General features: G+C 63.4%; 23 protein-coding genes. 20 read left to right on the top strand and 3 right to left on the bottom strand.

Features of this window, described 5'->3' with window-relative positions; all coding sequences use genetic code 11:
* The 11 genes from WKW80_RS30395 to WKW80_RS30350 all read left to right on the top strand — a co-directional run.
* The coding region (locus WKW80_RS30395; protein WP_340367322.1) for a DUF637 domain-containing protein at positions 1–1,504 on the top strand (1,504 nt) is incomplete at its 5' end.
* A gap of 5 nt (positions 1,505–1,509) precedes the next feature.
* Positions 1,510–1,773, top strand: a complete 264-nt coding sequence (locus WKW80_RS37490) for a MafI family immunity protein (RefSeq protein WP_422822993.1) — start codon at positions 1,510–1,512, stop codon at positions 1,771–1,773.
* A gap of 12 nt (positions 1,774–1,785) precedes the next feature.
* Complete coding sequence (locus WKW80_RS30390) at positions 1,786–2,088, top strand: hypothetical protein (protein ID WP_340367320.1); 303 nt, start codon at positions 1,786–1,788, stop codon at positions 2,086–2,088.
* A 254-nt stretch (positions 2,089–2,342) separates the two neighbouring features.
* Positions 2,343–2,606, top strand: a complete 264-nt coding sequence (locus tag WKW80_RS30385) for a hypothetical protein (RefSeq protein ID WP_340367319.1) — start codon at positions 2,343–2,345, stop codon at positions 2,604–2,606.
* Between the two features lie 616 nt (positions 2,607–3,222).
* On the top strand, positions 3,223–3,684 hold the full coding sequence (locus WKW80_RS30380) for a hypothetical protein (RefSeq protein WP_340367318.1): 462 nt from the start codon (positions 3,223–3,225) through the stop codon (positions 3,682–3,684).
* A gap of 39 nt (positions 3,685–3,723) precedes the next feature.
* Positions 3,724–4,029, top strand: coding sequence for a CdiA C-terminal domain-containing protein (locus WKW80_RS30375; RefSeq protein ID WP_340367317.1), 306 nt, complete (start codon positions 3,724–3,726; stop codon positions 4,027–4,029).
* Positions 4,030–4,036: 7 nt separating this feature from the next.
* Positions 4,037–4,438 (top strand): hypothetical protein, encoded by a 402-nt coding sequence (locus tag WKW80_RS30370; protein WP_340367316.1) that lies wholly within the window; start codon positions 4,037–4,039, stop codon positions 4,436–4,438.
* A gap of 485 nt (positions 4,439–4,923) precedes the next feature.
* On the top strand, positions 4,924–5,532 hold the full coding sequence (locus WKW80_RS30365; RefSeq protein WP_340367315.1) for a hypothetical protein: 609 nt from the start codon (positions 4,924–4,926) through the stop codon (positions 5,530–5,532).
* Between the two features lie 20 nt (positions 5,533–5,552).
* On the top strand, positions 5,553–6,155 hold the full coding sequence (locus WKW80_RS30360) for a hypothetical protein (protein ID WP_340367314.1): 603 nt from the start codon (positions 5,553–5,555) through the stop codon (positions 6,153–6,155).
* Positions 6,156–6,230: 75 nt separating this feature from the next.
* Positions 6,231–7,982, top strand: a complete 1,752-nt coding sequence (locus WKW80_RS30355; RefSeq protein WP_340367326.1) for a ShlB/FhaC/HecB family hemolysin secretion/activation protein — start codon at positions 6,231–6,233, stop codon at positions 7,980–7,982.
* Between the two features lie 370 nt (positions 7,983–8,352).
* Positions 8,353–8,883 carry a DUF4136 domain-containing protein gene (locus WKW80_RS30350; RefSeq protein WP_340367313.1) on the top strand — a complete coding sequence of 177 codons (531 nt, stop codon included), beginning with the start codon at positions 8,353–8,355 and terminating at the stop codon, positions 8,881–8,883.
* A gap of 6 nt (positions 8,884–8,889) precedes the next feature.
* On the opposite strand, the gene WKW80_RS30345 is transcribed toward WKW80_RS30350, so the two are convergent.
* From WKW80_RS30345 to flgA, 3 genes are all read right to left on the bottom strand, one after another.
* Positions 8,890–9,246, bottom strand: coding sequence for a hypothetical protein (locus WKW80_RS30345; RefSeq protein ID WP_340367312.1), 357 nt, complete (start codon positions 9,244–9,246; stop codon positions 8,890–8,892).
* Between the two features lie 5 nt (positions 9,247–9,251).
* Positions 9,252–9,563 (bottom strand): flagellar biosynthesis anti-sigma factor FlgM, encoded by a 312-nt coding sequence (gene flgM, locus WKW80_RS30340; protein ID WP_340367311.1) that lies wholly within the window; start codon positions 9,561–9,563, stop codon positions 9,252–9,254.
* Positions 9,564–9,656: 93 nt separating this feature from the next.
* Positions 9,657–10,415 (bottom strand): flagellar basal body P-ring formation chaperone FlgA, encoded by a 759-nt coding sequence (gene flgA, locus WKW80_RS30335; RefSeq protein ID WP_340367309.1) that lies wholly within the window; start codon positions 10,413–10,415, stop codon positions 9,657–9,659.
* Between the two features lie 205 nt (positions 10,416–10,620).
* Here flgA and flgB point away from each other — a divergent pair, with 205 nt between their 5' ends.
* The 9 genes from flgB to flgJ all read left to right on the top strand — a co-directional run bounded on the left by flgB (position 10,621) and on the right by flgJ (position 17,949).
* Positions 10,621–10,986: a flagellar basal body rod protein FlgB gene (flgB, locus tag WKW80_RS30330; protein WP_340367308.1), complete on the top strand. Its 366-nt coding sequence runs from the start codon at positions 10,621–10,623 to the stop codon at positions 10,984–10,986.
* Positions 10,987–10,989: 3 nt separating this feature from the next.
* Positions 10,990–11,394, top strand: a complete 405-nt coding sequence (flgC, locus tag WKW80_RS30325) for a flagellar basal body rod protein FlgC (protein WP_340367307.1) — start codon at positions 10,990–10,992, stop codon at positions 11,392–11,394.
* Positions 11,395–11,410: 16 nt separating this feature from the next.
* Positions 11,411–12,100 carry a flagellar hook assembly protein FlgD gene (locus tag WKW80_RS30320; protein ID WP_340367306.1) on the top strand — a complete coding sequence of 230 codons (690 nt, stop codon included), beginning with the start codon at positions 11,411–11,413 and terminating at the stop codon, positions 12,098–12,100.
* A gap of 28 nt (positions 12,101–12,128) precedes the next feature.
* On the top strand, positions 12,129–13,343 hold the full coding sequence (flgE, locus tag WKW80_RS30315) for a flagellar hook protein FlgE (RefSeq protein WP_340367305.1): 1,215 nt from the start codon (positions 12,129–12,131) through the stop codon (positions 13,341–13,343).
* A gap of 40 nt (positions 13,344–13,383) precedes the next feature.
* The gene (locus WKW80_RS30310) at positions 13,384–14,121 is read left to right on the top strand and encodes a flagellar basal body rod protein FlgF (protein WP_340367304.1); all 738 of its coding nucleotides are present in this window, start codon (positions 13,384–13,386) and stop codon (positions 14,119–14,121) included.
* A gap of 27 nt (positions 14,122–14,148) precedes the next feature.
* The gene (gene flgG / locus WKW80_RS30305; protein ID WP_340367303.1) at positions 14,149–14,931 is read left to right on the top strand and encodes a flagellar basal-body rod protein FlgG; all 783 of its coding nucleotides are present in this window, start codon (positions 14,149–14,151) and stop codon (positions 14,929–14,931) included.
* A gap of 2 nt (positions 14,932–14,933) precedes the next feature.
* Positions 14,934–15,623, top strand: coding sequence for a flagellar basal body L-ring protein FlgH (locus WKW80_RS30300; RefSeq protein ID WP_340367302.1), 690 nt, complete (start codon positions 14,934–14,936; stop codon positions 15,621–15,623).
* A 13-nt stretch (positions 15,624–15,636) separates the two neighbouring features.
* Positions 15,637–16,746 (top strand): flagellar basal body P-ring protein FlgI, encoded by a 1,110-nt coding sequence (locus WKW80_RS30295; protein ID WP_340367301.1) that lies wholly within the window; start codon positions 15,637–15,639, stop codon positions 16,744–16,746.
* A 348-nt stretch (positions 16,747–17,094) separates the two neighbouring features.
* The gene (flgJ, locus tag WKW80_RS30290; RefSeq protein WP_422822992.1) at positions 17,095–17,949 is read left to right on the top strand and encodes a flagellar assembly peptidoglycan hydrolase FlgJ; all 855 of its coding nucleotides are present in this window, start codon (positions 17,095–17,097) and stop codon (positions 17,947–17,949) included.
* Positions 17,950–17,967: the final 18 nt, after the last annotated feature.

Here is a 17,967-nt window from a genome sequence, read left to right as displayed (position 1 = left end):
TGCGGTGAGCGGCGCCGTGACGGCGGGCCTCACTGCGCTGGCAAGCCAGGCGGCCGTGGCCCTCATCAACAACCAGGGCGACGTGGGCAAGACCCTGCACGACCTGGGTTCGAGCGACAGCGTCAAGAGCCTGCTCACCGCGATCGTCACCGGTGGTGTGCTCGGCGGGCTGAACATGAACCCGACCGGCCTGCCGACTGCGGGCGCGGGCGCGCAGGAATTCCTCACGCAGTTGGGGCAGAACCTCCAGGCGGGTGCGGCCAGGGCGCTGATCGACACGGCGATCAATGGAGGCAGCCTGGAGGACAGCCTGAAGAGCGGGCTGAAGGGGGCGATCCTGGACACCGTTGCGGCTCAGAGCGCCAATGCGATTGGCAACCTCACGGCCACCGGCACGCTGGACGACCTCACGAGCAAACTCGCCCACGCGATAGCAGGCTGCGCTGTAGGCGCGGGCAGGGCTGACAGTTCGTCCGGATGCGGCGCCGGTGCGATTGGCGCCGTGGTGGGGGAAATCAGCGGCAACGCCTATGGCCGCGACGAGTTCGGCAACATCAAGCCCGGTGCAGTCGAAATGGCTCAGATGTTCGCAGGCCTTGCAGGTGCGCTTGCTGGATTGGATGCTGCGGACATCAACATTGCCGCTGCCGCCGGTGCCAATGCGGCGGCGAACAACGCCCTCAGCCTGCGTGGCTCGGCCAAACTGATGAGCGACTTGCGAGGTTGTTCAGGAGGCGCAAGCGGCAGTTGCGATATCGCCCAATTGCGAGACGAGATGGTCCGCGACGCCGACAAGCAAGCCCAGCGTATCGAGAGTGCATGCAGTAGCGGGGGCGACCTCAGTCAATGCATGGCGCTGGCCAACAGCGCGAACATGAGCCTGACAAACGTCATAACGGCCTCTGCATACGCAGACACGGCCGAGAAGAATGCGCTTGTCAGCGATCTGCTGAGCCGGCAACTCGATGACATGACGCGGCTGTACAACGTGCTGGGCGCGCAGCAGGAGACGGCGAGCATCCGTGATCTTGTGGGGGCTGCCATCACGGGGTCATTGCAGATGGCCGGTGTTGCGGGTATCAGCCTTGGAACAAAGGGGGAAGCTCCCAAAGGGAGCGTCAACGGAGGGATGGCTGCCGACGAGTATGTGAACATACTTTCTCCCGCAGACCGTCAACATATTCTTTTCGGTGATGGCCCAGGAAACGGAGGGCATATGTATCCAGGCCAGCCCGGGAAGACCACCTATCCGCAGAGTTGGACAGAGGGCCAGATATTGCACAACGTGGGGGACGTGGTTACCTCACCCACCACACAGTGGTATGCGCAAACCGGGACTGGCGGTTTGACGACAAATGCTGGCAAACCCGCAAGATGGGTTGCATGGGAAACGCGTGATGGGGTGTCAATGCGTGTGGTTTTTGAGCCAGCCACAGGCCGAACGGTCACAGCATTCCCGGACTCAGTGCCTGCCGTTATCAACTTAAATCCAATAAAGAAGTAATCAACATGTCACTCGAAATAGAACTCCGTAATCTGGCTTCACTTTTTAAGGGAAAGCTCAACACTTATCTTGTAGATTTTGCAACGGAGTATATTGACCATGGGGAAAACTGTTTGGCACTCGAGACGCTATGTGATTATCTCTGCGAAGAGAATGTGGCATTGAGTGAACATGAATATCAAGAGTTGTTGAGATTAGGGCAGCTAGTTGGCGCTGATTTAGACACTGGGCGGTCCAAATATCTCCAAACACTTGTGTCAAATCGGTGACCTCGCAGAACCGTGGAAGGCCGCAGCTCCAGCGGCATGCGCATCGACGTCGACAAGACCAAGAAAGGCATCAACGCTGGCGCCGCCCTGGGCGGCATGCTCACCACCGGCCTCCCCATCCTCTTCGGCGAGGGCAACAGCAGCGGCACCGGCATCGGAATCCAGTCCGACATCGCATCGCCCAGCACCATCACCAGCAGCAACGGCGGCATCCTCCTGCAAGGCGGCAACAGCGTCTTGCTGCAGGGCGTGCAGGTCGATGCGGGCAAGGACGTCTCCATCAAGGGCGGCAGTGTCGTCATCCAGCCGACCTGACGGTGAAGGGTGTTGGACAAGTGGATGTCTACACGCCCACTAGCACAAATCCCACTTCCATAACACGGGCCATTGAGGGGAAAAATACTCAAGCAATTGCCGTCCTTGTGCAAACCAGCATCGCAGACGCGGACATGGCCACAGTAGCGGCAAGGACTTGGGGCAAGCCTACCGCCCAGAATATTCAAACCCTCTTTTTCTAAAAACCGGATGGATCAATTGTGTGTTTCAATCGCCCAACGGGAGGCTAAGCAATGTCTAAATTCGCTTGTCGCTGCGGCTACGTGATGAATCTTTCTAACGGTGCCCCTAGCTTTGAATTTGCACTTGTTCCAGAGTCACGCATTGAACAAATTGCTGACAAACTAGATGAGCCCGAGCATTTAGACAGTGATGCTTTTTATGGGCTTGTTGATGAAGTAAGAACTACGGTATATCGTTGTCCTTCATGCGGAAGAATTCACGTTGATGGGGGTAATGGTTTGCTCAACTCTTTTGTTCCTGAGAGCCTGGTCTGAAGATGGCAGTCGATTGCCAGGCGCGTCCCGCGCAGAGCTGAGAAGACAGTCCGAGTCGGGCATCGAGCCCGCCCCGGCCTGGCAATGGCTGCGGGGTAGATCGCCCGATGGGCGCTTTAACATAACTGGCTGTTTGGCTAAGTGCGGCCAGTCGCTGCGCTAAAGCTACGCTTGAAGCGTTCGTCTAGAAATCGACAAAAAGAAATACTCGAAAAATTGCGCGTCAATGATCATGGGAAAAGTAGCGTTGCATTTGAAAAAATTGAAAGCAATCAACTTGACATCAACGGAACTGAAATTATTTGTGGACTCATCAATTCCGAATTTATGATGGAGGGGGTTTTGCCAAATTTTGAGTCAAACGAATATGGCATAGAGTTGGAGAATTTATTGAATGTCATTAATCGGCCGCGAATTAAGCCGAATTAAAAATGAAAGTGCCTTTTTGATTCCAATGGAAATAAGGTTGATCGCCTTGGCTAGCGCTTAATTGCATCTATCGTCAACCTATTTCGATGAAAATGGAAAAATGTAGCTACGGAGTCGTTACCAGTCATCAATACCGTCGGCTGTGGAACCTTGAGCAACATGACGCCAGACTCACCATGCGCACGACTTGGTCCTCATCACGCAAGGTAACAAACTTGAATGCGGGGTGGTAAAGATGGCGCTTGACATGTACCTCGAAATCAATGGGAAGCAGGCAGACTGGGAAACGGCAAAGAAAATCCTCTATGAATCTGGCATGCCTCACCTTGAGGCGCATCGCCATAACTCCTTATGGGGAACGTTGGGCGACGGCGAAGTATTTGCGGAAGCCGAGTGGGGCTTGCCGCGCAGAACGAGAGAGATCATTGCAGAGGGAGCGCACGGCTGTAGCTTTCTCGTCGAAGGCGAGATGTCCTTCCGCATCAATAACTCCATGTACGACGAGGCCGTAGCCACCATCAAAGCATTTCTGACGGCGTTGACTGAGCGCACGAATATGCTGTTCGTCTTGTCCTTTCAATACGAAGGGGTATATGCAATCCGGGACAAGGAGCGCGGCTTCGAGTGGTTCTGGCAAGAGCCCCGATAGCCGAGACTTCATAAGGCGCGGGCCGATGGATTTTGGAACGTGGAGCAGCTTCCGAACAATCAGGGGTCTACAAAAATAAAGCAACCTGACTTGACGATCAACGGGGAATTGGCCGATGTGTATTCTCCGAAATCGGGAGATGTGCAGAGCATTTGGGATGCTGACACTCTTAAGGCAGATCCGTCTTTGAAGACTTTCCGAGCCAAAAACATTGGCGTCAATCTTGCCGACTCCCCGTTGAACGCATCAGAAGTAGCCCAATACGTGCAACGCAATCCGGTGCCGGGCTTGCGCAATTTTGTCCTCATCAAGGGCGGCAAATTAAACTTGAATGCGGGGTTGTAAGCATGGCATGGAAATGCATCTGGAAATGAACGGCAGTGTTGAGGGTTGGCGCGTGCTAAAGCTGATCCTTAGCGAAATCGGTCTGAGCGACGTAGAAGAGCGTGGTGAATTTTGGTTGCGTGCCGTCTTGGGCCATGGCGAATTGACCGTCGGTACTTCGTGGGGTGCTTCGTGGGGTGCTGCTCCAAAAGACGGCATGATTCGCGCGGAGGGCAATCACGGGTGCGACTTCATAGTCACCGGCCATCTCGTCTTTCGCATCTACGTGTACGACGAGGCCGTGGCCACCATCAAAGCATTTCTGACGGCGTTGTCCGAGCGCACGAACATGCTGTTCGTCTTGTCCTTTCAATACGAAGAAGTGCGCGCCATTCGGGACGAGGAACGTGGCTTCTTATGGCTCTGGTAACCGCCGGCGCACCAGCGAGAACCAGGAGGCGCGAGACGAAAGGCGCCATCGGCTGCGGCATCCGAAACACCGTCCACACGACGACCGACGACGGCGGCCCAGCTCACCAGCGACATCGTCTGGCTGGTCGAGCAGACCGTCACCCTGCCCGACGGCACACACGCGGAGGCTCGCTCAGATTTCAACTGCAGACCCCTTGTGGTTCGAGTGGCAGCTTCAGAGCCGTTGTATCGCTGTCGTTGGCTGATGGCACGCCAGGGCTGGGTGTGCGTGCCTGTCCGAAGGAGTGGCCCGTCTGCGAAGACGCTTATGTCGTGGACGGTAGTACAGATGATCTGACCCAGCAGATGCCGCGCTGGGTGCGCGATTGATAGGAGTTCATCGGAATCACATTATCTCAACCCAAAACCCGTCGCCAATTGGTCGCCCCCGCCGGCGGGTGAATAAGCACGCGACCACGGACTTTTCTTTCAATTCAAAAAAACATGAAGCTGTCACACCTCCCCTCCTTTCGTCGCGCCGCGGTTGCCTCCGCATTGCTTGTTGCATTCCCATTCCTCCTGTCCGCTTGCGCCATGCGCCTGGAGCAGCCTGTCAGCGGCTACACCTGTTGCAACTTGCGCTACGACTACGGCTGGGTCTCCAGCAGCAATGTGCTGGGCGGGCCCATCTTGCCCGCCGGCGAGTCCGCCACGCTCGACACCATCAAGCGTGACAAGTACTTCTACGGAACGATCGGCGCAACCTACGTCTCGATGTACGACGACACGGCGCGCAGCAAGGAAGACGGATTGCGCTGGGCGCGCCAGATCGTCGTACCCGCGGACCCCAGGCTGCAACTCGCGACATGGAGCCCCGAGGTGCAGAGTGCCGTGTATGCAGCGAAGGTCGTGGTCGGCATGAGCCGCCCCCAGGTGCTGATGTCGCTGAGCTATCCGTCGCGCAATGACACCAAGGACTTGAACGCCAACTCCTGGCGGTACTGGACGGCACAGGATGACGAGCCGGTCGACGTGAATTTCGGCGCCGATGGCAAGGTGAGCGGTTTTTCGGGGCCGCCCTCCGCAGTGCGCGCGGTCGAATTGAAGCGCTGATTTCAAGTCGACACGGACCCATGCCAAGAATGAAATCCGCAGGGATTCTCCTCGCCGCTGTTGCCGGCGCCATGCTCTGCGCATGTACCTACAGCGAAATCAACCCCGACGCCGCACGCGAGGACATCCGCACCAACAACGGCTACTACGACCTGCGCGAAATCGAGCCCGGTACCGCCAGGATCGTCGTGCGCGCCGCGGGCACGGGATACCCGGCGCACTTCTCCGTCAGCACCTCTGCGCAGAACTGCCAGGCGTTTACGTCATTGGGCGACGTCGCCTACGCCGGACGCGGCCTCGTGTACCCGTGGATCGCCAACGCGACGCAACGTGGCCGCCGCAGCAACCCCTATCTCGTCCATGAAGCCAAGCCGAGCGAGCCGATCCAGGTGCGCGGCTATGGCTCATGGGCGGATGGCAAGGACTCGGGCTATCGCTCCGGCAACTGCGGCCCGGTAACAGCCCGGTTCACGCCGGAGGCGGGACATGGCTACACGGTCGATTTCGCGTGGGGCGACAAGCCCGCCTGCCGCCTGGTGGTGATGGATGCCACCAATCCGGATGCCCCGGTTCCCGTTTCGGCACAAGTCATTGCAGGTTGCCCGGCACCGTCGCGTCGATGAGCGCAAATGGCCGGGACGATTGAAGTCCGGCCAAAAAAAAAGAAAAGAGAGAGGGAGTCCCAATTGAAACCCAACCTGCTCGCTGCGGCGCTACTGGCCAGCCCGCTGTTCGCATTCGCGCAGCAATCGCCCACCACCCCCCAGCCCTTCGTCGAGCAACAGCGCCAGCAAGAACGCGAACGTGCCCTGCGCGAGCAGAACGAACGGGCTGTCGACGAACGCCTGCAGGCCGCACCTGAGGCACCGGCTGCGCGCATCCCCGATTCGGAGTCCCCGTGCTTTCGCATCGACCGCGTGAAGCTGGTCGGTGATCAGTCCGAGGCCTTCCAATGGGCGGTCGCCGATCCTTCGGTCCTCGCGGGCCCTGAGGGCACCGACGCACCCATCGGCCGCTGCCTGGGTACGGCCGGCGTCAACGTCGTCCTTGCGCGTGCACAAGCGGCCCTGATCGCCCGAGGCTGGGTCACCACCCGCGCCCTCGCCGCGCCGCAGGACCTCTCGAGCGGCACGCTGACCTTGACCCTGGTGCCTGGTCGCATCGCCGCGATCCGCATGACGCCGGATTCGACAGTCCCACTGCTCGGCAGCTCGGCCCTCTTGCGCGGCGCCATTCCCTCCGCGCCCGGCGCCCTGCTGAACCTGCGCGACATCGAGCAGGGCCTGGAGAACCTCAAGCGCGTGCCCACCGCCGAAGCCGACATCCAAATCGAGCCTTCCACCGCACCCGATGCCCGCCCCGGCGACAGCGACCTCGTGGTCCAGTACGTCCAGAACCGCAAGCTGCGCGCAACCCTCTCACTGGACGACAGCGGCACCGAGGCCACCGGCCGCTACCAGGCAGGTGCCACGCTCTCCGTGGACAACCCGCTGGGCCTCAACGACCTGTTCTACGTCAACGCCAGCCACAGCATCGGCAACCACCTCTTCTCCGACCCCGGCAAGGGCACGGAGGCACAGACCCTCCATTACTCATTGCCCCATGGCGACTGGCTGCTCGGCTTCACCGGCTCAAATAGTCAATACCACCAGAGCGTGGCCGGCCTGAACCAGGACTACATCTACGCGGGCAAGACCAACAACGCCGAAGTCAGGCTGTCGCGACTGCTCTACCGCGACCAGAACCGCAAGACCACCGCGACGCTCAAGGCATTGCGGCGCGAATCGCGCAACTTCATCGATGACACCGAGGTCGGTGTGCAGCACCGGGTCGTGGGCGGCTGGGAGGCCAGCCTGAGCGACAAGGAGTTCTTCGGCCTGTGGGGCGAGGCGGCCACGCTGGAGGGCACGCTGGCGTACCGGCACGGGACCGGTGCCTTCGGCGCCATTGCAGCCCCCGAAGAGTCGTTCGGCGAAGGCACCTCGCGCATGAAACTCGCGACGCTGGAGGTGAGCCTGAATGCGCCGTTCAAGCTCGACTTCGGCGGCGGCGCGCAGCGCTTGAGGTACTCGGGACTGTTCCGCGGCCAGTGGAACTACACGCCGCTCACGCCGCAGGATCGATTTGCCATCGGCGGGCGCTACACCGTGAGGGGCTTCGACGGCGAGACCAGCCTGCTGGGAGACAGCGGCATGCTGATCCGCAACGACCTGGGCTGGGCCATGGGGACAAGCGGCGCGGAACTGTATGTCGGCGCGGACTACGGCCAGATCGGCGGGCGTGCGGCAGCGGACTTGCTCGGCCGCCACCTGGCAGGTGCCGTCGTCGGCGTGCGGGGCCAGTGGACCAGGCTGAGTTACGACTTCTTCGTCGGTGCACCGATCTCCAAACCCGAGGGCTATCGCACGGCCAGGGTCACGGCTGGATTCAATCTCAATGCAAGCTTTTGATTGCGGCGAGCCAAGTTGTTCTGACCGTTCAACAAAACATCCATTGAATGGGAACCTCATGAGATGCATCATTTCGGTCTGTGACCGACCGTACTGGTGGAATTTGCATCGAGGCGCGCGAAGGGCTACGCGAAATGATGAAACAGCGCACGCTGTCGCGCCATCGGTGACATGCATCACCCGCGGATCGAGGCCCGGATCACTTGGGCTCAACCTTAGAATTCGCCAGCCAGCCAAACCACCTTCGCCCGGAAGGCGTGTCGCCAGCCAGTCCCCCATCAACCCAAAGGATTGGCGATGCCATGCCACGGTCCTGGCTTCTTCAGCCAAAGCCGTGGCGCCAGTTCCTTCGGTACATCAAGGAGTTTCCATGGTTCATCGGTTCAGCATCCTGGCTATCGCCAGCCTGTTGGCGGCTTGCAGCAGCACGCCGACCGTCAAGACGGATTTCGATCCGGCTGCGCGATTCGCAAGCTATCGCACCTATACCTGGATCGGCAAGCCGACGGGCGGCGATCCACTCAACCAGCAACGCATCGTCGACGGCATCGACGCCAAGTTGCAATCAAAGGGCTGGAAGCTTGCGACCGACGGCGACGTTCAGGTCGGAGCGCAAGTGGCGACGCAGGAGAAACGCGACTACACCACCTACTACAGCGCAGCGGGCTATGGCTACGGCTGGGGCGGATTCGGGCCCGGCGTGGCGACGACGACCTCGTATACCTATGAAGTCGGGACGCTGGTCGTCGACATGTTCGATGCGAAGAGCAAGCGGGCCGTCTGGCATGGAAGTGCAAGTGGCACGTTGCCCAGCAACAGCGACAAGGTGCCTGCGCTCCTGCAAGCCTCGCTCGACAAGATGTTTGCCAACTTTCCGCCTGGTTCGGCCCCGCCCAAGTAAGGCGGTTCAGTGGGCTGCAAACGCAGCCCGCCCACCCGGCTTCACGTAAGTCGAATCCCCCTGCGGCCGAAAGATCGAGGCCAGCGCGCGCTCGACCACGACGTTGCGGCGCGCAATGCTCTGCCGCTGCGTCGCCAACCGCTGCGCGACCGCATCGATCCGGCGCCGAAACGCCTGGTCGAACACCTCGGCAGACAGCGCCGCTTCCAGCACCCGAGCAAACGTGACGGCCACATCGCGAAGATCGGTGCACGACCCAGGCAGTCCGGCGGGGTCGCTGGCCAGCAGCCCGGCATCCACCGCATCAAGCTGCCGTTCGACTTCAACCAACAACGACTCGGTGGAGTTTCGGGTATCGGGCATGTGTGTCAGCTCCTCACTCGGCTCAGGACTTCCTGAGCGTTCGACAACATCTTGTCGGCAATGGCGCCGGCGTTCACCTTGAAGGTGCCGTTCGCGATCGCGGCCTTGACGGCAGCGACCTTGGCCTCGTCGATGCCGCTGCCGGCCGACGCCAGGTCGAGCGCACGTGCCGCCGCGGAGACAGTCACCGGCGTGCCGCCAGCGCCCGCCGCGTCGGCTGCACCCGTGCCGGCGGCCGGCGCCGTGCCGCGCTCGGACCTGCCGGAGGCGAGCGCGGCGGCTGCCAGGGCGGCATCGTTCAACGCATTGATCTTCATGGTTCACTCCAGCGCCCCTGCAACGGAGGCATCGTCCCTGTGATTTCGGCATGTCCGCCAGGAACTTGAGCCCTTTTCTTTTCGGTCGACGGATTACATCGAAAGCTTGACGGTTCGCATGTCCTGCACCACGCCCGTGGTGATGCGGCCATTTTCCATGCGCAGGCGCACCGGCTGGCCGACCACGCCGGGCGTCATGGCCTGAGCGTCCGACGCGACCTCGAAGCCGGGCCCTTGCGCCACCACACGCACCTGCGCGCCGGCCGCGAACACCTGCGCCGGCTTCACCATCGATTGCCTCAGCGCCTGACCGGCCACGAGCGAGCGCGATGCCGTCTGGCCTAACCACTGCGCCGCGTCGGCCACCACGGGCGACGGCTCCGCGGCCCAGTCGGCTTCGGCCTCGACCGCATCGGCAGCCGTGAGCACCGTGCCCGCGATCACGTTGTCGCGCAGCACCCAGGCCGGGCCGAAAGCCTTGATCGTCACCGGCAAGAACACGTTCCAGCGTCCACCGCCGTCGGTGCAGCGCAGGCCGAGTCGGGTCTTGCCCCACAGGCGCATGCCGACAGGAATGTAGGGCTCCACATGCGAGCACGGCGCAAGCCGCAAGCGGCTGTCGAGCGAGCCAATGCTCACTTCCATGCGCAGCGCGCTGGTCGATACGGACTGCGCCCGGGCCACCGCGTCGTCGAGCCATTGCTGCGTGGCCGCGATGAATTCGGGGGCGACCTCCGCGCCTTGCGACGGCGCCTGCTGCAGTACCTGCGCTTGCGCGGGCGCGCACAACGCAGCGACAGCGGCCACCACGAAAACGGCAGCGGCCGAACGGCGAATCTGAAAGTACGACATCGTGCAGCGCCTTCGCGAAGAAAGAGAAAGCCGCGGCCCCATTGCCGCGACTGGAACTTTATGCAACACGCCTCATGGCAATCCGCCGAACAGGGCGCGAATCCCCCCTTTACTCGGCGCTTCCGGCGAGGCCCCGGCTTTCACAATTTCCACACGGCCCGAAACGGCCAACCACTCCCGTTGCCACACTGCAAGGCGCCTACCGATGCTGGACAAACTGACAAGCGCTCTGGACTTCCAATCGAAGGCCCTGCTGCTGCGCGCCGACCGCCAGCGCCTGATCGCGGGCAACATCGCCAACGCCGACACGCCCGGCTATGCCGCGCGCGATTTCAACTTTGCCGATGCCTTGCGCGATGCGACCAGCGGCACGAACGCCAGGGGCAGCGCGGGCATCAAGGACGGCGACAACGGCTACGTCGTGCAATCGCAGCCTTCGCTCGACGGCAACAGCGTGGACCTCGATCGCGAGCGCGCCGCCTTCGCCGACAACGCGGTGCGCTACGAGGCCACGCTGCGCTTCATCAATGCCGAGAGCAAGACCATGCTGTCGGCCATCCAGGGGCAGTAAGCCATGTCGATGTTCTCGATCTTCGGCATCTCCGGCAGCGCGGTCAGCGCGCAGTCGCAGCGGCTCAACGTGGTGGCCAGCAACCTGGCCAACGTCGACGCGGTGGCCGGCCCCGACGGCCAGGCCTACAAGGCGCGGCAGGTGGTGTTCCAGACTGTCCCGTATGGCAGCGCCGGCGATGCCGGCGTGCGCGTGGATGCCGTCACCGAGAACCCGACGGCGGGCCGCCGCGTGCACGAGCCCGCCAACCCGGCCGCCGATGCCGAAGGCTACGTCACGCACTCCAACGTGAACCCGGTGGAAGAGATGGTCAACATGATCTCGGCCTCGCGTTCGTACCAGAACAACATCGAAGTGATGAACACGGCCAAGAACCTGCTGCTGAAGACGCTGCAGATCGGCCAATGAACGCGAGCCGCACGCCATGACCGCCACCAGCGCCACCGCCGGCCTCGCCGGCCTCGCCGGCACCACCAAGTCCTACAACATCACGTCGAGCGCCGATCCCGCTGCGGGCACGGTCGCGACGACCGGCGCGGCCGACGCGCAAGACCGGTTCCTGAAGCTGCTCGTCGCGCAGCTCAACAACCAGGACCCGATGAACCCGATGGACAACGCGCAGATGACCACGCAGATCGCGCAGATCAACACGGTCAGCGGCATCCAGCAGCTCAACGACACGATGAAGGCGATGGCCGCGCAGGCATCCGCCACGCAGATGATGCAGGCCAGCGGCATGGTCGGGCGCAACGTGCTGGCCGAGGGCAACCAGCTCGCCATCGACGGGAGCACGGCGGTCGGCGCGGTCGAGCTCGACGGCGCGGCCACCGACGTGAAGGTGCAGGTGCTGACGCCCGCCGGCCAGGTCATCGACACGGTGCAACTCGGCGCGCTCGATGCGGGCCAGCACGGCTTCACGCTCGATGCCTCGGCGTATCCGGCCAACACGACGCTGCAGTTCAAGGTGGTCGCGACCAGCGGCAGCGCCGCGGTCACCTCCACCGCATTGATGCGCGACAAGGTCGTGGCCGTCGGCAGCAACGGCGACGGGCTCACGCTCACCCTGCTGGCCGCGGGCACGACGCCTTACGCCAAGGTCCACACCGTTCTCTGAACCGCACACTCTTCCAAGGAACACCGCCATGAGTTTCCAGCAAGCGCTCTCCGGGCTCAACGCCGCCAGCCGCAGCCTCGACGTGATCGGCAATAACATCGCCAACGCCGGCACCACCGGCATGAAGTCATCGCGTGCCGAGTTCTCCGAGATATATGCCAGTTCGGTCGGCGCCATCGGCGGCACCAACGTCGGGCTTGGCGTGGACGTGGGCGCGGTGTCGCAGCAGTTCTCGCAAGGCACGCTGTCGATCACGAGCAACGACCTCGACGTGGCCGTCAACGGATCGGGCTTCTTCCAGGTCCAAGCCCCCGACGGCACCAAGCAATACACGCGCGCCGGCAACTTCAAGCTCGACAAGAGCGGCAACATCATCACCAATACGGGCGCCGCATTGATGGGCTATCCCACGGACGCCAAGGGCGTTCGCCAGAGCTTCGACATGCAGGGCCTGCGGCTGCCGACCGGTGCACCGATCCCGGCAAGGCAGACGACGAAGATGGCGGCGGAAGTGACGCTGGATTCCAGCGCCGTGGTCGCGTCGAGCGCCACGCCGCCGACGCCGCTGCAGACCTACGGCACCTCGCTCACCGCCTTCGACGCACAGGGCCTGGAGATTCCGGTGGGCCTGTATTTCACGAAGACGGCCAACAACAGCTGGGAGGTCCGCACCAGCGTCAACGGCAGCGATCCGGCCGCGTCGACGCCGATCCCCATCAACTTCATGGCCGACGGCAGCCTGGACCCGGCCACGCCGATGCCCACGCTGACGCTGGCCTCGCCCAACGATCCGGCGCAGACCTTCCCCGTGACGCTCGACCTGAGCAACATGACGCAGGTCAACGCGCGCTTCGCCGTGTCGGACCTCACCCAGGACGGCTATACGGCGGGCCAGCTCACCGGCCTCAAGATCGAGGACAGCGGCATCCTCACCGCGACGTATTCGAACGGACAGACGCAAGCCGCGGGGCAGATCGCGTTGGTCAACTTCCGCAATGCACAGGGGCTTGCGCCGGTGGGCTCGGGCAACTGGGTCGAGACCGCGTCGTCGGGCCAGCCAGTGCGCGGCGCCCCGGGCGAGGGCACCTTCGGCCAGTTGCGCGCGGGTGCGCTGGAAGAATCGAACGTCGACCTGACGGCCGAACTGGTCAACATGATGACCACGCAGCGTGCCTACCAGGCCAACGCGCAGACGATCAAGACACAGGACCAGGTGATGCAGACGCTGGTCAACATGCGCTGAGCCATCGACGCACCGACTGATGCACTGAGGCCGCAGCCCGATGGACCACCTGATCTACACCGCGATGAGCGGCGCCAATGCGGCGGCGCAGCGCCAGGCCGTGCTGGCGAACAACCTCGCGAATGCGTCGACGCAGGGCTTTCGCGCGGAGCTTTCGGCCTTCCGTGCGGTGCCCTTGCGCGGCGACGGAGCGAGCACGCGGGTGTTCGCGCTCGAGTCCTCGTCCGGCCACGACAGCCGTGCCGGCGCATCGCAGCCCACGGGCCGCGCGCTCGACGTGCAAGCGCAGGGCAACGCATGGTTCGCGGTGCAAGGGCTCGACGGCACCGAGGCCTACTCGCGTTCCGGCGCGCTGCAGGTATCGCCGGAAGGCACGTTGGTCAACAGCTCGGGGCTGGTGATGCTGTCGGACGGCGGATCGCCCATCGACGTGCCGCCGGGCTCCGACATTTCCATCGGCACCGACGGCACGGTCACCAGCAAGACCGGCGACCAGCCTTCGTCGACGCTCGGACGCCTGAAGCTCGCCACACCAACGGCTGAAGATCCATTGAAGCGCAGCGACGACGGACTCTTTCGCACCGCGTCACTGGAGCCCGTGCCCAGCGACAGCACTGCACGCCTTCAGACCGGCTCGCTCGAAGGCTCGAACGTGAATCCGGTCGAGACCATGGTCGGCATGATCGCCGCCGCCCGCCAGTTCGACGCTCAGATGCGCCTGCTGTCGTCGACCGAAGCGTCGGACAAGTCGGCCGCGCAACTGCTATCCGTGGGCTGACGCCCTCCATTTCGTACAGGACTCGCCATGATCAACTCGCTCTGGATCTCGAAGACCGGCATGGAGGCGCAGCAGACGCAGCTCGACGTCATCTCGCACAACCTGGCCAACGTGTCGACCAACGGCTTCAAGCGCGCCACCGCCGTGTTCGAGGACCTGATGTACCAGAACCTGCGCCAGGTCGGCGCCAATGCCACCGAGCAGTCGCAGTTGCCGACCGGCCTGCAGATCGGCCTGGGCGTGCGCACCGTCGCCACCAGCCGATCGTTCACGCAGGGCAGCATGCAGCAGACCAACAACCAGCTCGACCTGGCCATAAAGGGCAACGGCTTCTTCCAGGTCACGCAGCCGGACGGCACGATCGGCTACACGCGCGATGGCTCGTTCCAGGTGGATGCGCAAGGGCGGCTCGTGACGTCGTCGGGCTTGCCCGTGGCGAACGGGATCACGGTGCCGACGGGTGCGACCAACGTCACCGTGGCCACCGACGGAACTGTGTCGGCCACTCTCACAGGGCAGACCACGCCGCAGACCATCGGCACGCTGGCGATCGCGAATTTCGTGAACCCGGCCGGGCTGGAACCGCGCGGCGAAAACCTCTATGCCGAGACTGCCGCGTCGGGCCAGCCGAGCGGCGGTACCGCGGGCACCAACGGACTGGGGACGGTGATGCAGGGCTTCCTGGAAACGTCGAACGTCAACGTAGTGCAGGAGCTGGTGTCGATGATCCAGACGCAGCGCGCCTACGAGATGAATTCGAAGGCGATCCAGACAAGCGACCAGATGCTGCAGAAGCTAGGGCAGCTTTGACCATGCGCCTCCTGCTCTGCTTCGCTGTCGCACTATCGGCCACGCTGCTGGTCAGCGGCTGCAGCGTCATCGCCAACACGCCGCAAGTCGACATGCCGGCGACCACGCCGCAGCAGCCGGTCGCGCGCGCTGCCAATGCCGCGCCGCCGCCTGCGACCGGGAGCCTGTTTCACTCGGTGCGCTACCGCCCGCTGTTCGAAGACCGGCGCGCGCGCATGGAAGGCGACACCGTCACCATCACCATCGTCGAGAACGTGACCGCGAGCCAGACATCGACCTCGACCATCGACAAGAAGAGCGGCATCGATTCCAGCATCAGCGCGGTGCCATTCTTCAAGCCCAACTCATTCACCCGCGCGAGCGCGACGGCCGACTCGGCCCAGAACTTCGCCGGCAAGGGCGGCACGCAAAGCGCCAACACCTTCCAGGGCTCGATCACCGCGACGGTGATCGACGTGCTGCCGAACGGCCACCTGGTCGTCACCGGCGAGAAGCAGATCGGCGTGAACCAGAACGTCGACGTGCTGCGCTTCTCCGGCACGATCGACCCGCGCGCGATCCAGGCCGGCAGTATCGTGAGCTCCACGCAGGTGGCGAACGTGCGCATCGAATCGCGCGGCCGCGGCGCGCAGCAGGAGTCGCAGGTCATGCCGTGGCTCAACCGCTTCTTCATGAGTGTCCTTCCCTTCTGATCGCGCAATGAAGATGTCCTTCCTCCGCCTCGCTTCGTTGTTCGTCCTCGGCCTGGCGCTGCTCGCGCCGGCACATGCGGTGCGCATCAAGGAACTCGCCGCGGTGCAGGGCGTTCGCTCCAACCAGCTCACCGGCTACGGCCTGGTCGTCGGCCTCGACGGCAGCGGCGACCAGACCACGCAGATGCCCTACACCACGCAGAGCGTCGCCAACTATCTGCAGCAGCTCGGTATCACGCTGCCGGACATCAAGGCCTCGCAGCTTCAGTTGAAGAACGTGGCGGCAGTCATCGTCACGGCGCAATTGCCGGCGTTCGCGCAGCCGGGGCAGACGGTCGACGTCAACGTTTCGTCGATGGGCAACGCGAAGTCGCTCAGGGGCGGCACGTTGATCGCAACGCCGCTGCGCGGCGCCGACGGCGAGATCTACGCGCTGGCGCAAGGTAACCTGGTGATCGGCGGCGCCGGCGCTGCGGCGGCGGGCAGCAAGGTGCAGATCAACCAGTTGAATGCCGGCCGCGTGCCGAACGGCGCGCAGGTCGAGCGCGCCATCGCGACGCCGCTCAACGAAGGCGACAGCATCAACCTCGGGCTCAACGCGGCGGACTTCGAGACGGCGCGGCGCGTCGCGCAGGCGATCAATACGCGCATGGGCAGTGGCCGGGCACGTGCCCTCGATGGCCGCACGGTGCAGGTGCAGGCGCCGACCGAAGCGAATGCGCGGGTGAGCTTCATTGCGCAACTCGAAGAGCTGACGCTGGATCAGCCGGTGCCGGCTGCGCGCGTGGTGATCAACGCACGCACCGGCTCGGTGGTGCTGAACCAGGCGGTGACCCTTGGGCCGTGCGCGATCGCGCATGGCAACCTGTCGATCACGATCAACTCGACGCCGATCATCAGCCAGCCCGCGCCGTTCTCCCAGGGCAAGACGGTGGTGGCGGAGCAGGCCAGCATCCAGATCAAGCAGGAGCCGGGCATCCTCATACAGGTCCCCAATGCGCCGCTGCTGTCGGATGTGGTGCGTGCGCTGAATGCGCTGGGTGCGTCGCCGCAGGACCTGCTGGCGATCCTGCAGGCGATCAAGGCTTCGGGCGCGCTCAACGCCGAGCTCGAGGTGATCTGACATGGGCGCCTGGTTTTCGGTTCCATGCGTGGCCGGAGTGCGGCTGGGGCGGGATCACGCCGACGGCGTACGCCACTCCGCGAATGTCCCCCGCCGTCAACCTGCGGTTGCCGGCTCCTCCTTTATTTCGCTGCGTGGGGCACACCATCGGCGTGATCCGGACGCGCAGTCGTTGATCGGCCGGCACAACGCCCCGTTCCACGTGCCGAGGGCGCTGGGTATGCCCCGCAGCGAAATAAAGGAGGAGCCGAAGGCGGGGGAAATTCGCGGAGGGGGATACCCAGCGCCCTCGGCACGCACCCCGAACGCAGGCACCTCGCCACATCCCGCACCACGGAACCACTGAGCATGGCCGCGCCCACCTCCATCCCCACGATCAGCAGCGGCGGCCTCGCAGCCGATGCGCGTTCGCTCGACGTGCTGAAGCTGGCCGCGGGCAACAAGAGCGACCCGAAGGCGGTCAAGGAAGCAGCGAAGCAGTTCGAATCGCTGTTCATGCGCGAATTGATCAAGAGCATGCGCGAGGCCACGATGAAGTCGGGCCTGATGGACAGCGACGGCGAGAAGCTCGGCACCGACCTGCTCGACCAGCAATTCGCAGTGCAACTCGCCGGCATGCCCGGCGGCTTGACCGACGCCATCACGCGCCAGCTCACGCAGCAAATGACGGGCAATGCACGCAGCGGCGTGCCGACCGTGTCGCTTGGCGGCTCGACCACCGTCAATCCCAGCGCGACGCAAAGCGGCTTTGTCAGCCAGCACAGCGACGCAGCCGAACGCGTGTCGCAGGCCACCGGCATTCCGGCGGCGTTCATGATCGGGCAGGCCGGCCACGAGACAGGCTGGGGCCGCAGCGAGATCCGCAATGCCGATGGCAGCAATGCCTTCAACCTGTTCGGCATCAAAGCCGGCCCCGGCTGGACCGGCAAGGTGGCCGAGGTCACAACCACCGAATACGTCGACGGCGAGCCGAAGAAGGTCACGGCCAAATTTCGCGCCTACAACTCGTACGAAGACTCCTTCCGCGACTACGCCAGGCTCATCGGCGAAAGCCCGCGCTATGCGCAGGCCCGCGCGCAGACCGGCTCCGTCACCGCCTTCGCCACCGAGCTGCAACGCGCCGGCTATGCAACCGACCCGGCTTACGCCGCCAAGCTGAGCCGCGCGATCAACACCAGCCTGCAACTGCAGAGGAGAGCATGAAGCTCCACGTTAGTCACG

The organism is Variovorax humicola (assembly GCF_037889915.1).
GTDB lineage: Bacteria > Pseudomonadota > Gammaproteobacteria > Burkholderiales > Burkholderiaceae_C > Variovorax > Variovorax humicola.
This window is presented reverse-complemented; position numbering and strand designations above follow the sequence as displayed.

What these genes read in the sequence shown, in the direction of transcription:
- WKW80_RS30345 (WP_340367312.1), bottom strand. Translation starts at nt 9,246, where the DNA reads ATGCCCGATACCCGAAACTCCACCGAGTCGTTGTTGGTTGAAGTCGAA.
- flgJ (WP_422822992.1), top strand. Translation starts at nt 17,095, where the DNA reads ATGGCCGCGCCCACCTCCATCCCCACGATCAGCAGCGGCGGCCTCGCA.
- WKW80_RS30300 (WP_340367302.1), top strand. Translation starts at nt 14,934, where the DNA reads ATGCGCCTCCTGCTCTGCTTCGCTGTCGCACTATCGGCCACGCTGCTG.
- WKW80_RS30320 (WP_340367306.1), top strand. Translation starts at nt 11,411, where the DNA reads ATGACCGCCACCAGCGCCACCGCCGGCCTCGCCGGCCTCGCCGGCACC.
- WKW80_RS30370 (WP_340367316.1), top strand. Translation starts at nt 4,037, where the DNA reads ATGGAAATGCATCTGGAAATGAACGGCAGTGTTGAGGGTTGGCGCGTG.
- flgE (WP_340367305.1), top strand. Translation starts at nt 12,129, where the DNA reads ATGAGTTTCCAGCAAGCGCTCTCCGGGCTCAACGCCGCCAGCCGCAGC.
- WKW80_RS30385 (WP_340367319.1), top strand. Translation starts at nt 2,343, where the DNA reads ATGTCTAAATTCGCTTGTCGCTGCGGCTACGTGATGAATCTTTCTAAC.
- flgG (WP_340367303.1), top strand. Translation starts at nt 14,149, where the DNA reads ATGATCAACTCGCTCTGGATCTCGAAGACCGGCATGGAGGCGCAGCAG.
- flgC (WP_340367307.1), top strand. Translation starts at nt 10,990, where the DNA reads ATGTCGATGTTCTCGATCTTCGGCATCTCCGGCAGCGCGGTCAGCGCG.
- WKW80_RS30365 (WP_340367315.1), top strand. Translation starts at nt 4,924, where the DNA reads ATGAAGCTGTCACACCTCCCCTCCTTTCGTCGCGCCGCGGTTGCCTCC.
- WKW80_RS30360 (WP_340367314.1), top strand. Translation starts at nt 5,553, where the DNA reads ATGCCAAGAATGAAATCCGCAGGGATTCTCCTCGCCGCTGTTGCCGGC.
- WKW80_RS30295 (WP_340367301.1), top strand. Translation starts at nt 15,637, where the DNA reads ATGTCCTTCCTCCGCCTCGCTTCGTTGTTCGTCCTCGGCCTGGCGCTG.
- flgM (WP_340367311.1), bottom strand. Translation starts at nt 9,563, where the DNA reads ATGAAGATCAATGCGTTGAACGATGCCGCCCTGGCAGCCGCCGCGCTC.
- flgB (WP_340367308.1), top strand. Translation starts at nt 10,621, where the DNA reads ATGCTGGACAAACTGACAAGCGCTCTGGACTTCCAATCGAAGGCCCTG.
- flgA (WP_340367309.1), bottom strand. Translation starts at nt 10,415, where the DNA reads ATGTCGTACTTTCAGATTCGCCGTTCGGCCGCTGCCGTTTTCGTGGTG.
- WKW80_RS37490 (WP_422822993.1), top strand. Translation starts at nt 1,510, where the DNA reads ATGTCACTCGAAATAGAACTCCGTAATCTGGCTTCACTTTTTAAGGGA.
- WKW80_RS30350 (WP_340367313.1), top strand. Translation starts at nt 8,353, where the DNA reads ATGGTTCATCGGTTCAGCATCCTGGCTATCGCCAGCCTGTTGGCGGCT.
- WKW80_RS30310 (WP_340367304.1), top strand. Translation starts at nt 13,384, where the DNA reads ATGGACCACCTGATCTACACCGCGATGAGCGGCGCCAATGCGGCGGCG.